Annotated in this window: 13 protein-coding genes and 1 pseudogene; 7 read left to right on the forward strand and 7 right to left on the reverse strand. The window is 41.6% G+C overall.

From position 1 onward, the window contains the following. The first annotated feature begins 15 nt into the window (after window positions 1–15). The 4 genes from M4S28_RS23185 to M4S28_RS23200 all read left to right on the forward strand — a co-directional run bounded on the left by M4S28_RS23185 (window position 16) and on the right by M4S28_RS23200 (window position 3,806). Window positions 16–1,134: a Shedu anti-phage system protein SduA domain-containing protein gene (locus tag M4S28_RS23185; protein WP_249632981.1), complete on the forward strand. Its 1,119-nt coding sequence runs from the start codon at window positions 16–18 to the stop codon at window positions 1,132–1,134. Between the two features lie 141 nt (window positions 1,135–1,275). Further along, window positions 1,276–2,337 carry a hypothetical protein gene (locus M4S28_RS23190; RefSeq protein WP_249632982.1) on the forward strand — a complete coding sequence of 354 codons (1,062 nt, stop codon included), beginning with the start codon at window positions 1,276–1,278 and terminating at the stop codon, window positions 2,335–2,337. 94 nt (window positions 2,338–2,431) lie between these two features. Continuing rightward, on the forward strand, window positions 2,432–2,908 hold the full coding sequence (locus tag M4S28_RS23195) for a hypothetical protein (RefSeq protein WP_249632983.1): 477 nt from the start codon (window positions 2,432–2,434) through the stop codon (window positions 2,906–2,908). 130 nt (window positions 2,909–3,038) lie between these two features. Beyond that, a complete protein-coding gene (locus M4S28_RS23200; protein ID WP_249632984.1) occupies window positions 3,039–3,806 on the forward strand; it encodes a DUF2971 domain-containing protein in 768 nt (255 codons plus the stop codon). 270 nt (window positions 3,807–4,076) lie between these two features. Here M4S28_RS23200 and M4S28_RS23205 read toward each other — a convergent pair. The 3 genes and pseudogenes from M4S28_RS23205 to M4S28_RS23215 all read right to left on the reverse strand — a co-directional run. Next, a pseudogene (locus M4S28_RS23205) lies at window positions 4,077–4,949 on the reverse strand (ISNCY family transposase); the annotation flags it as partial. A gap of 302 nt (window positions 4,950–5,251) precedes the next feature. After that, a complete protein-coding gene (gene yciH, locus M4S28_RS23210; RefSeq protein WP_009845368.1) occupies window positions 5,252–5,563 on the reverse strand; it encodes a stress response translation initiation inhibitor YciH in 312 nt (103 codons plus the stop codon). Window positions 5,564–5,566: 3 nt separating this feature from the next. Continuing rightward, a complete protein-coding gene (locus M4S28_RS23215) occupies window positions 5,567–5,935 on the reverse strand; it encodes a DUF3319 domain-containing protein (protein WP_004730993.1) in 369 nt (122 codons plus the stop codon). Between the two features lie 100 nt (window positions 5,936–6,035). Here M4S28_RS23215 and M4S28_RS23220 point away from each other — a divergent pair, with 100 nt between their 5' ends. Continuing rightward, window positions 6,036–7,004, forward strand: coding sequence for a tyrosine-type recombinase/integrase (locus M4S28_RS23220; RefSeq protein ID WP_249632985.1), 969 nt, complete (start codon window positions 6,036–6,038; stop codon window positions 7,002–7,004). A 277-nt stretch (window positions 7,005–7,281) separates the two neighbouring features. Here M4S28_RS23220 and M4S28_RS23225 read toward each other — a convergent pair whose 3' ends face one another. Both M4S28_RS23225 and M4S28_RS23230 read right to left on the reverse strand, forming a co-directional pair. Beyond that, complete coding sequence (locus tag M4S28_RS23225; RefSeq protein WP_249632986.1) at window positions 7,282–8,277, reverse strand: D-alanine--D-alanine ligase; 996 nt, start codon at window positions 8,275–8,277, stop codon at window positions 7,282–7,284. 179 nt (window positions 8,278–8,456) lie between these two features. After that, window positions 8,457–9,020 (reverse strand): SPOR domain-containing protein, encoded by a 564-nt coding sequence (locus M4S28_RS23230; RefSeq protein ID WP_004730988.1) that lies wholly within the window; start codon window positions 9,018–9,020, stop codon window positions 8,457–8,459. 216 nt (window positions 9,021–9,236) lie between these two features. On the opposite strand from M4S28_RS23230, the gene M4S28_RS23235 reads away from it, so the two are divergent. Beyond that, complete coding sequence (locus M4S28_RS23235) at window positions 9,237–11,918, forward strand: bifunctional acetate--CoA ligase family protein/GNAT family N-acetyltransferase (protein ID WP_249632987.1); 2,682 nt, start codon at window positions 9,237–9,239, stop codon at window positions 11,916–11,918. Here the strand turns inward: M4S28_RS23235 and M4S28_RS23240 are convergent. Continuing rightward, the gene (locus M4S28_RS23240) at window positions 11,910–12,797 is read right to left on the reverse strand and encodes a LysR family transcriptional regulator (RefSeq protein ID WP_004730984.1); all 888 of its coding nucleotides are present in this window, start codon (window positions 12,795–12,797) and stop codon (window positions 11,910–11,912) included. The genes M4S28_RS23235 and M4S28_RS23240 overlap by 9 nt on opposite strands. Window positions 12,798–13,011: 214 nt before the next feature. Here M4S28_RS23240 and M4S28_RS23245 point away from each other — a divergent pair, with 214 nt between their 5' ends. Then, window positions 13,012–15,147 (forward strand): TonB-dependent hemoglobin/transferrin/lactoferrin family receptor, encoded by a 2,136-nt coding sequence (locus M4S28_RS23245; protein ID WP_249632988.1) that lies wholly within the window; start codon window positions 13,012–13,014, stop codon window positions 15,145–15,147. A gap of 357 nt (window positions 15,148–15,504) precedes the next feature. Here the strand turns inward: M4S28_RS23245 and galE are convergent, their stop codons facing one another. Beyond that, entirely contained in the window at window positions 15,505–16,518 is a 1,014-nt protein-coding gene (galE, locus tag M4S28_RS23250) for a UDP-glucose 4-epimerase GalE (RefSeq protein ID WP_017079232.1), read from the reverse strand. Window positions 16,519–16,570 lie beyond the last annotated feature (52 nt).

Consider the following 16,570-nt stretch of genomic DNA (forward strand, 5'->3'; position numbering starts at 1 on the left):
AAAGAGGGTAGTTGTATGGGGTTGTTACCTCCTGAAAATACATTAGAAGACGTGAAAATTAAAATTAAGAAAGCGTACAATAATTCTAATGTAGGTTTGATTAAGCAGATTGTTCTAAAAGAGGGCCCACAGGCTTTTAGGATAGCTACATTGCTAGAAATATTAGGCAAAGACCAAAAGGTTCATCACTATTCGTTAAAACTCGATCAAATTGACCGCTCTAAACAAGGTTGGAACTATAAGCCTGAAAAATCGATTAGATTAGATGGTAACAAACCTAATGAGATCAAGAGGTTATATTGTTTCCTGGACGCTGAATATGCAAACAAGCTAGGTTCCGAGATTGGTGAGCTACATCTTGTTAATTCTGGTGACTTTGCAAAATTATCTAATTTATTAGAGGCGGTAGAATCTATAAATGATAACGAAAAATTTTCGTTACTCGGCAGCATTATTTCACACATTGAAGCTAGTCAAACTAATGTTTCTGAGTTTATTAAAGCATTTGAGGTTAGCAATAAAGATACTCTATCGCACATTTCTACAGCTGTGAAAATTGTTGAGTACTCGAATGCTATCGATGAACTTCGTGCGATGATTGAAACCCCAAGTACTTTAGAGGGGGATTTTCAAAAGCAACTGGAATTGCACCCTTGGATGTTTGGCAGTGAATATAGCCAACGCTTGCATCGGAAAACATGGACGCGTGATGACCGTTTAGATTTCATGATGCGGAAGACTGTTGATGATTATGTCGAAATCATCGAAATAAAAAGGGCGTTTTCAGAAGCGCTGTTTACGTACGATCGTTCGCACGATAGTTACTATCCATCTTCTAAGCTCTCTGCCGTGATTGGGCAAGTTGTCCGTTATATCGAAGAAATTGAGCGACAACGTGACTCTATAATTGTTAATGAAGGTTTCGACACACTTAAAATTCGTGCAAAGATAATAGTTGGTAGAGATGGTAACACAGAGCAAATAAAGGCTCTCAGGAATTTAAACTCGCATTTACATCGCATAGAAATAATAACGTATGATCAGCTCCTGAAAGTTTCTGAGCGAATATTAGGTATGTTTGATGTAGTGGCATTACCACCTAATCAAGAGAGTTGTGATGACATACCATTTTAGATAACAAAAGGTGTTTACGAATTATTTTAACGCTGACACGTTTTAGATCTAAGCTGGTTTTTTTATATACGATGGAAACGTTTAACTTAGTGGCAGCGTATATCTCTATTTAACGCACTGTAGCCTCAAACAGGACATACAATGATTACCAAAATATCGAGAAATCCCGAGAAATTCGATTCATTTGAGCTCTATTCAAAAATTTGTGCGAAAAACGCTCTCAACATCAATGATGAAAGTTCGGTTGATAAGGTTATCGAAAATCTACGTTCAGCATTGAAAGAGAATCATAGAAATCTCAATCTCGTATTTGGAAAAAGAGTTGAGTCAATGTTTGGTATTGTTGCAGCCTCATTAGGTAAATGTTGCCTTATCAAGCAAGAAGATGGCGGTGAAGCCTACTGTAACGAAGATATAATTATTCCAGATTATAGAATCGTGCTTAAAGAAGACAATACGTCCTTTTTAGTAGAGGTAAAAAACTATCATCGAGAACCATTTGAAGCAAAATTTTCGTTTACCAAAAAATATTTCGAATCAGTTTTGAGCTATTCGAATATGGTTAATTGTTCTATCAAGTTCGCTATATACTACTCAAAAATGAATATGTGGGTGCTATTACCTCCAGAGGCATTTGAAGTTAAAAAAGGTCGTTACATCATTGACCTACCTACCGCAATGATGCAAAACGAACTGGTTATTATTGGGGATGAATGGATATCAACGACCCCTCCACTTGAAATATATATTGTTTCAGACCCTTCAAAACCGGCTTATTATAATGAGACAAACGGTGACTCTAACTTCACCATTAAGAATGTCCTTTGTTACTGTGCAGGAAAGTTGTTGGAAACAGATAAAGAGAAAGAGTTATTAAATCTTTTTGCTATGTACGGTAAATGGTCTGAAACAGAAGTTTTACCGATTGTAGTTGATGAGAATAGGTTAATTGGTATCAAGTATAAATTTGAACCAGAAGAGTACTCTGAAAATGGTTTTGACCACATAGGGCAGTTAAGCTCTATGATTTCTGCTACTTATAAAATGGCAACCGAAGAAAATGGGTCTGTTGTGGCAATAGAAACCACGAGAGATGCAAAATCATTTTCTATTGTAATTCCAGAAAGTTACAGTAGTAAATTGTTACCTCTGTGGAGATTCAGACTCCAGCCAAACAAGGGTAAACCTAGTATTGAAGAATGATTCCCAACGCTTGGCGATTTTTATTTGCTCATTGTTAGGTATTAGATGTATGGACGGTAGTAACCTTGATACGGCGCACTAGTTGGAGAACGATATGGAAAGTAACTTGACTATTATTGGATCGGTAGTAGCTGTTTTGAGTCTGTTTGTATCACTGTATGTGGTATGGAAGAGTAATGGTCGTTTGAAAACTCACATTTGTTCGAGAAAACACTACGAATCCGATGAATATTCGTACGTGCATGTAGAAGTCGTAAATTGTGGGCAAAGAAACCTAAGCTTAAAATTTATTGTTGGTGAGTATTTTGATGGTTCTATATCCAAGTTTTATTTAAATCCTGCTCTCGAAATAGTGACCTTAGCTGAGAGCGAAAGTTATGAATACAAGTTGGGGAAGTTTGATGGTCCAATGGCGAAGTTTAGGGACGAAAATAATCACAATGATAGTGAGCTAAAATCCCTCGCATTTGAAGATACCAACGGAAAAAATTGGAAAATTGCAGGCTCTGAAAGTGCGATAGCTAAAGTCAGGGTAAGTAAACATCCATTAGGTATGAGAACACACTACTAACAAGAATTTTGGATTGAATCTCAACACTTGGCATTTTTAATTCCAGATGGGTTTGAATTACATCGTCATGTTCGCGTTTAGTGGTAGAGTTTCTCAAGCTCTAATTCAGGACTCTAAGACAAGGGAAAGTATGAAACTTAAGTTATACAAATATTTACCTTTTGATGAAGGAGCAAGGTACTTGTTACAAAACGGTACTATCAAGTTCTCTTCCTACGAAACGTTTAACGATCCATTCGACTGCGTTGTTAGTTATGACTTGGATGAGGCGGAAGACTATGTATCCTCAAGAAAAGACCTTATAAAAAAGGCTGGTGATAAAATCGGATTAAGTCCTGCAAAAAGACTTCAGAACAAGAAAATTATGTTGAAGCGTCTGGAACGTTTCTTAGATAGTGGGGTAGCCTCAAGCAATATAGCTAAAAGATGGGGGGTATGCTGTCTATCGTCTAGACCCGACAATATCTTGATGTGGTCACATTATGCAGATAATCACCGAGGATTCTTGGTTGAGTTTACTACTGATCAAAATCAAGTTGGAGTCGTTACTAACCCAGAATATTACTTAACATCGTGGCCGATAAAGTACACAGAAAATATGCCTACACGTAGCTTAAGGGTGCGCGACTTTGACGCGGTTCAAGAACAGTTTCTGTGCAAATCAGAAGATTGGGCTTATGAGAAAGAACATCGATGTCTGTCGCACCATAACGGACCAGGCATATACTCTTTTGATAAGAAAATGGTAACCAAAGTCATTGCAGGTGTGAAAATGCCCAAACAAGACATTCATGAGTTAAGAGAGTTAGTTAAGCAATTTGAGATATCTGCAGATACTCATGTAGAATTTAAGCAAGCGGAAATGATTAAGGGTAAGTATCAACTTAACGTTGTATAACTGAGACTTAGTCTGACTAGTGAGGTTATAGGAGTGGCTACTGAAAAGGCAAAAGTAGCTGCCGCTGAATAGGCATTAAAAAGTATACTCAAGTCTTTTAAGCTCAAATAGAAACTGAAATTTAACCGTAATCCCCAACGTTTGATGTTTGGTTTATTACCCCCACACTGGGTTTTAGTTCCCTAGTATCGGCTCAAACGTTCATACCGCGTTATGTTAAAGAGGAAACATGTGCACTAATATTGAAAAGTTCGATGTGCTTGTCGCAACTCGAACCGGACGATGCGTGTCTTTTGGGTCTTGAGCGGGCTTAGCAAAGCGATGGTTAAAATCGGCGGCGAAGTAGGGAAGCCAGGCGTTGGCTTGTTCGATGGTGTCGATACCTTGTAAGCGCATCTCTTTAACCAGCCGGCCTTTGGCTTGGGAGCTGTTGGCACAGATGAGTTCTATGGCCAGTTCTTTCAGCACGCGCCCGTATTGAGTTTGGCCAACTTGTTTGTGTTTCTCCTGATTCACTCGAAAAATCGAGTGCTTGTCACTGTAAAATGCGATGGGTTTACCGTGCTCATTAAGGTATTCACGCGTGGTCAGCATGTAATCAAACGCGGATTCTGTCTCACTGAATCTTAGGTTCATCAAACGACCAGTCGCATCATCAATGAACACCAATAGGCAACATTTGTCGCTGCGGCCTTCAAACCAGTCATGATGGGAGCCGTCAATTTGGATAAGTTCGCCCAAGCAATCACGACGGTAACGAGGCTGATAGACTCGAGGTTTGCGTTGTGAATGTGGAAGCCACAGTCCGTCGGCGATCATCCATTGACGGAGTGTTTCTTTAGAGACGGATAGATTGTGCCGTTCAGTCAGTTTTTCCAGAGCGAACGTTGGTGAGAAGTCGGAGTAATGCTCACGGATAAGTTTCAGTATTTCAATTCTGAAATGTTCTGAGTAGCGTCGATTACTTGGGCGTCCACGCGCTGCGTGTGTAAGACTTTGAGCGCCAAGAGAGACAAGTTTGTTTACCAAACGTCGGATATGACGGGCAGACAGATTCAAAATGATAGCAGCGTCAACTTGGCGTAGTCGTTTTTCACGTACGTCAGTAAGCACCTTGAATCGATGAATATCTTTTTCACTCATAGTAATAAGCATCCGGATAACTCCTAAGCAGACCAATATAGATAAGCTTAGGAGGACATTTTAAAATGGCTCAAACCAGACATTACTAAATTGCTCTAACACCATCACTGCGTATTATGTACGTTATGTTAAATTGATTTTGGTGTTTTTAAGGCAGGTATCTTTGTGTGATGCCCTGCCTTTATTTGGTGTCGATATTCTCTGATTTATACTGTGTATTTAACCATATTGGCTATTTACCATAAAATACCTAATAACCAGTGATAATAATCTTCGATTTTACCCCTGGCATTAGTTAGAGCTTAACCGCCAGCAAATTTAACTTTGTAGCCTTTCTTTTCAAGGTGCGCTTTGAGCTTGTCACGAGCGTCGCCTTGAATCTCGATGTTGCCATCTTTTACTGAGCCGCCGCAGCCACACACTTTTTTGAGTTCCGCTGCCATTAGTTTTAATGGTGCGTCATCTAGGTCTAAGCCCGTTACGATAGAAACACCTTTGCCTTTACGGCCTTTGGTTTCTTTTTGGATTCGAACGATACCATCGCCTTTAGGGCGTTGGACTTTCTCTTCTTCAGGTTTAATGCGACCTGTTTCTGTTGAATATACTAGGCTCATAAATTACTTCTTTTGTTGCTCTGCTTTTTGTTTTGCGAGTAAGTAAGCTTCTATATGACGCTGGATTGCAATCTTGCCGCCTTTGATAAGACGCCCGTTAAACATGCAATACCACGCGTTAGGCTCACCGGTGTCATTCTTGATCTGATAGCCGTTGAAGTTTTCAGTTAGGCCACCAGTTCCTCTCGACTTATTTAATGCAGTGAACTCTTTAGGGTCAATAATAGACGCCGTGTCAATCCACCAATCAATACTCTTCTTCACGGCAGCTAGGTTGCCCTGAATCACATTGTTTTTTAACTTAGCACGCCAAATGGTGTTATTCGCATCCATCGATTGCAGATGGACGCTACGGTAAATTGAATTAGCCATATCTATTAATCATCTTTTTGTTTTCACTGTATTAATCATAAGTATACTTATAATGATATCAAGCATAATATGGTAAAAACACCTGTCGAGGTACGGTAATTTGCGAAAAAAAGTCCCTATTTTAACCGACTCTGTGACAATTAATTCATTTGTTGAAAAATTGAACAGGCACGCGACAATTGAAATTATAGATGAGTTAACAGGATTCCAGTACTCTCGTAACTCACTGCTGGGTATCTACAGTGATTGGAATCGCTACCATGCGTTCTGTACTAAAAACCGTATCAACACACTCCCAGCCTCTATTACTGCTGTTCGCCGTTTTCTTGAGACTGAATCCAGTGACAGAAAATACGCATCTTTAAAACGTTACACTGCAACGCTTAGTTTGTTGCATACTGTGTTGAGCTTTGCCAACCCAATCAAGCATAGACAAGTTCGTTTTGCCCTGCTCCACTTGCAAGCGCAAATGGCTGGCGACGCTAAGCAAACCAATGCCATGACATCTGCACACCTCGCTGAGTTAAACACGTTACTTTCAAATGAGAAATCGAGCTTAAAAGAGATCAGAGACATCGCCATTTACAATGTGATGTTTGAGTGTGCTTTAAAACGATCAGAACTTAAGGCGTTATCAATGAGTAATGTCGAGTGCGTTGAAAATGATTACCTGATTACAGTAAAAGATTCAGCGTATCGGCTGTCGCAAGTAGCAAGTGCTGCACTTCAGCGTTGGTTTGCGTTTACTGGAACACAAGATGAGTTACCCGTATTTCGTGCGATAGACAAGCATGAGAATATCAGTCTGCAACCTTTAGATGATTCGTCGATCTATAGGATACTAAGAAGTGCAAGTGACTTACTTCAACTCGCAGAAAACCACCATTTTTCAGGGAATTCGATTCGTGTGGGTGCCGCACAAGAGTTGTCAAAACAAGGTCTTAAGGTTAGAGAGATTCAGGATTTTGGTCGTTGGCTCAGCCCTGCAATGCCTGCGCAATATGTGGGTTATTCGGGGACGGCTGAGATTGAGAAGATGAAGTTTAAAGCACTGATCCCTTGGCTGTAATCTGATGGCATTTTTTGAATAGTTAGCTTGTTTATAGTTAGCTTTTAATAAACAACTAGTTACAAAACGGCGTGATCAATAGACGACTGACTTTACAAACAAAAAGCTTTAACTCTAAAAAAAGCTCGGACTCTTAAAAAAGCTCGGACTCTTAAAAAAGCTCGGACTCTTAAAAAAGCTCGGACTCTTAAAAAAATAGCGCCTTGGCGGGTAAGCTCAAGGCGCTATTTTTTTATTTAGCCAGTGGTGTAAGACTCGCTAAGATATTTTGGAAGAACTAAGAAATGCTCGTTCTCACACAGTTCTCTAGGAACTGGCTGAATTTGTGGCCATCATGTTCAACCATTTTAGGGAACATAGAAATTGGCGTCATACCTGGGAAGGTGTTGACTTCATTCAGGTAGATCTCGTTGTCTTGCGTTAAGAAGAAATCGATACGAGACAAGTGACGAAGCTTCATTTGGGTGAATACTTTACGAGCACTGTCTGCAATTAACTCTAGTTGTTCGTCTGTTAAGTTATTTGCTTCAATTTCGGTAATTGAGTGGCTGTCTGAGCTGTATTTCTCTTCGTAAGAGTAAAATGCGCCATTAGGTGCAATCACCTCGCCCGGTTTGCTGATGTGTAGCTCACCATCGATTTCATAAGCGGCAACTTCGAGCTCTCTAGGCACAACTGATTTCTCAACCAGCACTTGATCAGAGAAGGTAAACGCCTTATTGATCGCTTCGCTTAAGTCTTCCACTTGGTTAATTTGGTAACAACCTACAGAAGAACCTTGACGAGCCGCCTTCACGAAAACTTTGCCCCAATTTTCAAAAGCTTGAGTCGCTTGTGAATGCGCTTGGTCGTTGTTGTCTGATAAAAACAGATACGGCGTGTTTGGGATGCCAAGTGCGTCGTACCAAAGCTTTGAAGTGATTTTGTTAAAGCTGTTGTTGCTCGCTTCAGAACCACAACCTAAGTACGGAATCTTAGCCATTTCAAACAATGATTGAATGTCACCTGTTTCACCCGGGAAGCCGTGAATACAAGGCACAATGAAATCGACTTTAGACTCTAGGTTGTCGCCACGTAAGGTTTGATTGTTGATATCTAGATAAACCAATTCACCTGAATCAAGACACCAGCCTTCGTTTTTAATTTCAACTCTGACAACGTTAAAATCTGCAACGCTATTCAGTTGTTCAAAAAGGTAATCGGCTGAAACTAAAGATACTTCATGCTCTGAAGATCCACCGCCACAAAGTAGAAGGATGTTAATGGTGTTCATGGGTAAATTCGGTCCTTGAAACTAGGAATACTGACTTCAATGATAAACAAAAGTCGAAATAGGTACAGTGTTTTGAACGTTAAAATTGTGTTCGAAAGAACGAGCGATTAACTATTAAACAAAACTGCTGGTCTTAAAACAAAAGAAGGAGCATTTGCTCCCTCTTTCTGAATTAAAACTTAGTTCAACTTGTTAAGCGTTGGGTATTCAGAGTTCTTGATGTCATCAATGCTCTTAACAAACGGCTTCAAGTTTTGGAAAGTGGTTGGCAGCGTTGAGATTGCCTTTTTAGCTTCTAAGCGTGTTGCGTAATCACCGTAAAGTACGGTGAACCACTTAGTGCCGTTAACCATTTTGTAGTTTTCCCAAACTGGTTGAGAAGTCGTAGGTAGCATTTTCACGAAAGAATCGACTTTACTCTGGCTGCCAACAGCAACAACTTGAACCGTGTAACCAAAACGCTGGTTCATATCTTGTTGTTTCTTCGTTGGGCCTGTTACTACTGCAACTGGCTTAGCTTTAGTCGTTTGAGTGACTTTCTGCTCAACAGGTTCGGTTCTGATCACGTTGACAACGTTTTCTTCAACAACGCCTGTTTGCTCAGATTGAGATACAACTGGAGCTTCAACTTTTGCCGTTTTGTACTCTTCTTGATAACTATCTGAAGTTACATTTGTAACGTAGTCGTCAGATACACATGCAGCCAAGAGCAGTGGCAAAGTCACAATTGCAAATTTTTTCATGGAAAGCTCTATATCCTTAATAATAATTACTATAAATCATGCCGATACGTCGGTTTAGAATCAAGTTAACTTTGAGATTATACACCATTAGTGGGTGACCTATTTCACAAACTTTATGCAGTGTTTGCTTATTCATCTGAATTCGGTGAATTTGCCATCAACCCGTGAGTGAAAAGTAAGTTACGATGAACTTACGTGCATTGCTAGGATATGTCTATGAATCATCTTGATCCCCTCCTTAAACCCCGTTCAATCGCTGTTGTTGGTGCTTCTCAACGAGAAACGCGCGCGGGATATATCGTCATGAACAATTTGTTGCACGGGGATTTTAAAGGTGCGGTGATGCCCGTTACGCCAAAATATGACTCGGTGGCAGGCGTACTCTCATACAAGAACATTTTGTCACTGCCTATCGTGCCTGACCTTGCGATTCTCTGTACCAATGCGACCCGTAATGTGGCTATTTTTGAAGAGCTGGCCGAGAAAGGCATAGCCTCTGTCATTGTGCTTTCATCCGACATGCAGCAACAAAGCGATAATGGCGAAACGTATGATGCACGATGCCTAGCGATTGCTAAAAAACACAACATTCGGGTGCTTGGCTCCAATAGCTTGGGGATTATTGTCCCATGGTTAAATTTAAACGCCTCTTTCTCTCCAGTGACTGCGCTGCCAGGTAAGATCGCCTTTGTTTCTCAGTCTGCTGCAGTGTGTACCACGATTCTCGATTGGGCGAACGACAAAGAGATTGGCTTCTCAGCGTTTATCTCGATAGGCAATGGCAGTGACATCGAATTCTCGGAACTCTTGGATTATCTGAGTACCGATTCTCACACCGAAGCGATATTGCTTTATGTCGATAGCATTACTGACGCGAGGCGCTTTATCTCTGCAGCGCGTGCAGCGTCACGCAACCGACGAATTCTAGTACTAAAAGGCGGGCGAACAGCGAAAGGCCGAGCAGCGGCCATGGCACATACCGGTGGTGCCGATACCTTAGACATTATCTATGACTCTGCGATCCGACGCAGCGGTATGTTGCGAGTTAAGAACTTACATGAACTGTTTGCTGCGGTAGAGACACTGACTCATTCAGTGCCCTTGCGTGGCGAGCGCTTGGCTATTGTTACCAATGGTGGCGGCCCTGCAATTATGGCCGTGGACACCCTATTTGACCGCGGCGGTAAGCTCGCAGAATTATCTGAAGATACGATCGATAAACTCAGTAAGGTTTTGCCATCGAGTTGGTCTCATAGCAACCCTATCGACATTGTTGGCGATGCCGGCGATCAACGCTATATCGACACCATAAACATCTTGCTCGATGGAGATGAAGCGGATGCCATTCTTATCATGCACAGCCCTTCTGCGGTCGCACATTCAGCCAAAACAGCAGAGAGAATTATTGAAGCGATTAAAAAGCATCCTCGCCACAAGCGCTTTAATATCTTAACGAATTGGTCTGGGGAGTTAACCGCAAGGCCGGCGAGAAAGCTGTTTACTGAAGCGGGTTTCCCAACTTATCGAACGCCTGAAAGTTCAGTGGTCGCATTCATGCACTTGGTCGAGTACAGACGCAACCAACGTCAGTTAATGGAAACGCCGACCACGGCAGAAAAAGTGCACATTGAAGACTTGGCAGATGCCAAAAATTGGATAGAACGCCAACTACTGGATAAAGATACAGTTAGTCTTGATACCCATCAAAACAGTCAGTTTTTCAAGCACTTCAATCTCGATGTGCTGCCAACTTGGATTGCTTCCGACCCAAGTGAAGCGGTGCACATTGCTGAAACGATCGGTTACCCGGTCGCCGTAAAACTTCGCTCGCCAGACATTGCGCATAAGTCGGATGTTCAAGGTGTGATGCTCAATTTACGAAACAGTAGTGAAGTCGCGAATGCCGCTCAGGCAATTCTCGATCGATCTCAATTGTCGTTCCCTACTGCTCATATCCATGGCTTGTTGATTCAAGGTATGGCCAAGCTTGCAGGTGGCCAAGAACTGCGAGTTAAGGTCACAACGGACGAAACCTTTGGCCCTATCATTTTACTTGGCCAAGGTGGCTCTGAGTGGGATGAATCGATTGATGCCGCGGCTGCTTTCCCACCGCTTAACATGACACTGGCGCGTTACTTGATCATTAGGGCGATAAAAAGTGGCAAGATTCGCCTGCAAAAACTGCCTAACCCGATCGACATTGAAGGGCTCTCTGAGTTGCTGGTTCGTATATCGCAAATGGTAGTGGATTGCCCTGAAATACATGATTTGGATATCCATCCAGTACTGGCCAATGGTGACAAGTTCACGATATTAGATGCCGATATCATCTTGAAAGCGTACGAAGGCGATCCACAAGAACGTCTTGCGATTCGCCCTTATCCGGTCGAACTTGAAGAGAATATCGTACTCAAGGACGGTACCGAAGTGTTGCTACGCCCTATTCTTCCTGAAGATGAACCGCTTCATGCCGATTTTATTAATCGCGTCTCTAAAGAGGATCTTTATAAGCGTTTCTTTAGTGATGTTGGTGAATTCAATCATGAGGCGTTGGCAAATTTTACTCAGATTGATTTTGATAGAGAAATCGCGTTTGTGGTGGTTCGCAAGGAACAAGGTGTGCCTGCGATTATTGGTGTATCGAGAGCGCTAATTAACCCAGAGAACACCGATGCCGAGTTCGCGATTCTGATACGTTCCGATCTGAAAGGTGTCGGCTTAGGTCGTATTCTTATGACTAAGGTTATCGATTACTGCCGTGCGAAGCAGACTAAACAGATGTCGGGCATGACGATGCCAACGAATAGAGGGATGCTGACACTAGCTCAAAAGCTCGGCTTCGAGCTAGATATCAGTTTTGAAGATGGTACTGCAGATATGGTGTTACCGTTACTTTAACGCCCATGTCTTTTTAAGATGTTGGATACACCAAGACTTGGCGTCGCCCATTTTGTTGCGTCGCCAAGCCATGACGATATCGATCGGCTGTGGTTCTGTCCCCGAAATCTGCTGTAGAACGCCAGATTCAATCAGCGGCTTAGCAATACTACTCGGCAAGGTGCCAATCCCTAATCCAGTTGTCAGAGCCTCTACCTTTGCTGGGAAGCTTGTTACGGTTAAACGAGGTTGTTTCTCTAGAATATTGCGACTTAACGCTGGTTGATCGCGTGCAGTGTCTGCAATTGCGATTACCCTGTAACTTTCCCTCGCCTTTTGGTCGAACTCGCCAGAGCGCTTATGAACGTAGTGGTTTGATGCCGCGACCCATACCATTTCCATCTTACCAATGATGTCACTTTTCATATCGTTTGGAATCGTGTCGAGCTTGGGACATACCAATAAATCGGCTCGGCCATCTGTCAGGGATTCCCAACATCCGGCTAAGATCTCTTCTTGTAAGCGAACACGTGTTTTGCTGATTTTCCCGAGTTCGTCGACCAACGGGAAGAAATTGGCAATAGGAATGATGCCATCAAAGGCAATGGTTAAATCGAGCTCCCAGCCATTAGCAAGAATACTCGCATCGTTAACGAGTTGTTCAGTGGCACCAAGAATGATTCTACCTTGCTCTAATATTAACTGCCCCGCTTCCGTGAAATTTGCACGGTGGCCTGAGCGATCAAAAATCATGATATCTAAGTCTTGTTCTAACTTCTGGATTTGATAACTCAATGAAGAAGGCGCTCGGTCCAGTTCATTCGCTGCAGCTGCGAAACTCCCACGACGATCAATGGCATCTAATATGTGTAATGCTTCAAGTGTTATTGGACTATGCATAGCTTTCCTACTTTATAAATGAGACTCGAATCACAAAAACAGAAGCATTCAGGCTATGAATGGAACTGTAAAAGTCTTTTTAATACAGGTGTTTAAGAGTATTAATTATGAATTAGTTGATAAGATTGAAAATTATTTAAATGCAAATAATAGTAATTATCATTTAGATCCAATATTATCTTTCGCAAATCAAGATAACTAAGGTAACTATCAGATGTATAAGCAATCCCTACTCTCTGCTTCAATCGTTTTAGCGCTTTCATCAACCTCAGCCTTTGCTGACGATTATGCCCTATTTGATGAGGTTGTTGTATCTTCGACTCGTACTAATCAACAACTTGAAGACGTTGCTGCATCGGTAACTGTGATTAACGATAAAGATATCGAAAAAAACATGGTAACGGATGTAAACGATTTATTTAAGTACACACCAGGTGTCACAGTCACTACGAATTCTCGTCAGGGGATTCAAGGTATTAATATTCGTGGTATGGAAGGTAACCGAGTAAAGGTTATCGTTGATGGAGTCTCACAAACTAGCCAATTTACTCCTAGTGGTACTCAGTCATATAACTTCATCAACTCTTCGCGTGTCGATGTTGATACGGATATGTTGAAGTCTGTTGAGATAGTTAAAGGTGCAGCTTCTTCTCTTTATGGTTCAGACGCTATTGGCGGTATTGCTGCGTTTGAAACAAAAGACCCAAGTGACTTTTTAAAAGGCAAAGATTTCGGGGGGCACGCGAAGTTCAACTACTCTTCATCTGATAACACATTTAGCGAATCCGTTGCCTTAGCGAATCGTATTGGCGATCTTGAAACGCTAGTTGCTTATACTCGCAGGGATGGTGAGCAAACTGAAAACTTTGGTACACCTGATGAACAAGATACTCAAAACAACAACTTGCTGGTTAAGCTTCAATATCAATTCAATGAACAACATCGTTTAGAATTCTCAGGTAATTTTATCGAGAATTCAGGTGATACCGATTTAAATAGCTCAAGCTACACCGGTTACACTGGCGAAGATTCAACTAGCCAACAGCAAATTGGTATCAAACATATTTGGGATGCTGACCTAGCGTTTGCCGACACCGTTACTTGGCAAGCTGACTGGCTGAGCAAAGAAGAAAACGGTATAACTAATCGTACATCTAAGGGTGGTAGTATGTTCTTACCGCCAGCTGGCAACGTTCAGAAAAAGGACTATATCTACGAAGATGAAGGCTATCAGCTTGATGTGCAATTCGATAAGTTCTTCATGACAGGTAATGTAGAAAATTACTTTATCTATGGTGCTTCATATTCGGACAAAGATATTAAAAACGTTAATAACGAATATAACTCAATCAGTGCAGACCAAGTTATCTTCTATATTCCTTCAGCATCAGAAAGAAAGTATGGATTCTTTGCACAAAATGAAATGACGATCGGAAATTGGATGATTACTCCGGGGGTTCGTTTTGACGGCTTTGAAACGGATCCTGGTGATACAAGCCAAAACCCAAGTGGGAACCCTGAAGAATCTTATGCAAAATATTCTGACTCAGCTGTAACTGGACGCTTAGGTACAACTTACACGCTTAATGACGAAAATAAGATCTTCGGACAAATCAGCCAAGGCTTCAGAGCTCCTGATTTCCAAGAGCTTTACTATTCATTTGGTAATCCTGCTCACGGTTATGTTAATGCCCCTAACCCAGACTTAGAAGCTGAAGAAAGTATTTCATACGAGCTAGGTTGGCGTCACAACACAAATTATTCATCAAGCGAAATCGCTATCTTCTACAGCGACTACGATAACTTCATTGATAATGTAGCTGTTAGTGGTTCAGCCACTCCTATGGATCCAACAGTATATAAAAATGTAAATATTGATGAAGCAGTAATCAAAGGTATCGAGGCTTCAAACACGTTGTCTTGGAATAGCTTCATGCCGGTACAAGGTGTGAATACTCGTGTTGCAGCCACGTACACAGAAGGCGAAGACGGTGAAGGTAACCCTCTTAACAGCGTGAATCCTTGGAATGCTGTAGTTGGATTTAACTATGACGCTCCTTCAGCGTTATGGGGTACATCACTTAACATTAGTTATACAGCTGGCAAGAAGTCTAGTGATATAAATAGCGTGGGTCTAAAAGACGAAATTCTACCGACTGATTCTGCAACAGTAGTTGACCTAACTGCATACTACTTGCCGACGAAGGATCTTACGCTTAGAGCTGGTCTTTTCAACGTTACGGATGAAGAGTACTATTCGTGGAATGACGTTCGTGGATTCTCACAAGAAGATAAAGATTACACGCAAGCTGGTCGTAACTGGTCAGTCACAGCTAAATACGAATTCTAATTCGTTAGAAAGCTGAACCATAGAAACGTATACAGCAGAAACTAAAAAGCCAGCTTAAAATGCTGGCTTTTATTATTTCACTAAAAATTGTATCAAAAAGGGATAAAGTGAAATTACTTCTCCGCCATCTCTTTCTTAACCATTACTGCAGCAGCAATGATGAAAGTGATAATTAGGCCTAGTTCCATGATTAACTCCAAAGAAAATTAACATTAAACATATAATTCGCGAGCATGATAACAACAACCGATACAGAATGATACTTTTTAACCACTAATTCACTTTTTATTCGATTTAGATCAAAAAAGATGCCCTAAAGCATCTTTTTGTATATTAATCATTCATGAAACGACTAGTTCAGCCAGGGAAACCATTAGGATTCGTTGACTGCCAGCGCCATGTATCTTCCGTCATTTCAGTCAATGTACGCGTCGCATTCCAGCCCAGCTCTTTCTGAGCTTTAGCAGGGTCTGCCCAACATTCTGCGATATCACCTGGGCGACGATCGACCAGTTTATAAGGGACTTGTTTACCACTCGCTTTCTCGAACGCTTTAACCATATCTAATACACTCGAACCGTTACCAGTGCCAAGGTTGTAGATATGAAGACCGTCTTTACGCCCTACTTTTTCAAGCGCTGCGATGTGGCCATCAGACAGATCCATGACGTGGATGTAATCACGAACACCAGTCCCATCTTTTGTTGGATAATCGCTACCAAATACCGATAGGAATTCACGGCGGCCCACGGCTACTTGAGAGACAAATGGCATTAGGTTATTTGGAATACCTTGCGGGTCTTCACCTAGCTCACCACTTGGGTGTGAACCTACTGGGTTAAAGTAACGCAGCAGTGTAATGCTCCAATCTGGATTGGCTTTTTGGAAATCGGTTAAGCACTCTTCAACCATTAGCTTACTACGACCGTAAGGATTGGTTGCGCTTGTTGGAAAATCTTCGGTGATAGGCACACTCGCAGGATCGCCGTAGACCGTTGCTGAAGAGCTGAATACTAAGGTTTTCACACCAGCGTCACGCATTGCATCAACAAGAACTAACGTGCCGTTCACGTTATTGTCATAGTATTCAAGTGGCTTAGCCACAGATTCACCAACCGCCTTTAGGCCAGCGAAATGAATAACGGCTTCAATGTTGTGTTGCTTCATGGTTTCAGTCAAAAGCGCTTTATCACGAACGTCACCTTCAATGAAATTAGGGCGAACACCAGATACTTTTTCGATACGCTCTAGAACGCTTGGTTTACTGTTATACAAGCTATCAAAAAGTACAGGTGTCATTCCTGCGTTGATCATCTGGATACTTGTATGGCTACCGATGTAACCCATGCCACCTGTAACTAAAACATTCATGTTTAGCAGACCTTTTAATTAAAAATATTCAACCTATCACTTATGATACAAC

This window comes from Vibrio sp. J383 (assembly GCF_023503985.1).
Classification (GTDB): domain Bacteria; phylum Pseudomonadota; class Gammaproteobacteria; order Enterobacterales; family Vibrionaceae; genus Vibrio; species Vibrio splendidus.

Coding starts and splice junctions, on each gene's coding strand:
- M4S28_RS23185 (WP_249632981.1), top strand. CDS start 16: ATGGGGTTGTTACCTCCTGAAAATACATTAGAAGACGTGAAAATTAAA.
- M4S28_RS23190 (WP_249632982.1), top strand. CDS start 1,276: ATGATTACCAAAATATCGAGAAATCCCGAGAAATTCGATTCATTTGAG.
- M4S28_RS23195 (WP_249632983.1), top strand. CDS start 2,432: ATGGAAAGTAACTTGACTATTATTGGATCGGTAGTAGCTGTTTTGAGT.
- M4S28_RS23200 (WP_249632984.1), top strand. CDS start 3,039: ATGAAACTTAAGTTATACAAATATTTACCTTTTGATGAAGGAGCAAGG.
- yciH (WP_009845368.1), bottom strand. CDS start 5,563: ATGAGCCTAGTATATTCAACAGAAACAGGTCGCATTAAACCTGAAGAA.
- M4S28_RS23215 (WP_004730993.1), bottom strand. CDS start 5,935: ATGGCTAATTCAATTTACCGTAGCGTCCATCTGCAATCGATGGATGCG.
- M4S28_RS23225 (WP_249632986.1), bottom strand. CDS start 8,277: ATGAACACCATTAACATCCTTCTACTTTGTGGCGGTGGATCTTCAGAG.
- M4S28_RS23230 (WP_004730988.1), bottom strand. CDS start 9,020: ATGAAAAAATTTGCAATTGTGACTTTGCCACTGCTCTTGGCTGCATGT.
- M4S28_RS23235 (WP_249632987.1), top strand. CDS start 9,237: ATGAATCATCTTGATCCCCTCCTTAAACCCCGTTCAATCGCTGTTGTT.
- M4S28_RS23240 (WP_004730984.1), bottom strand. CDS start 12,797: ATGCATAGTCCAATAACACTTGAAGCATTACACATATTAGATGCCATT.
- M4S28_RS23245 (WP_249632988.1), top strand. CDS start 13,012: ATGTATAAGCAATCCCTACTCTCTGCTTCAATCGTTTTAGCGCTTTCA.
- galE (WP_017079232.1), bottom strand. CDS start 16,518: ATGAATGTTTTAGTTACAGGTGGCATGGGTTACATCGGTAGCCATACA.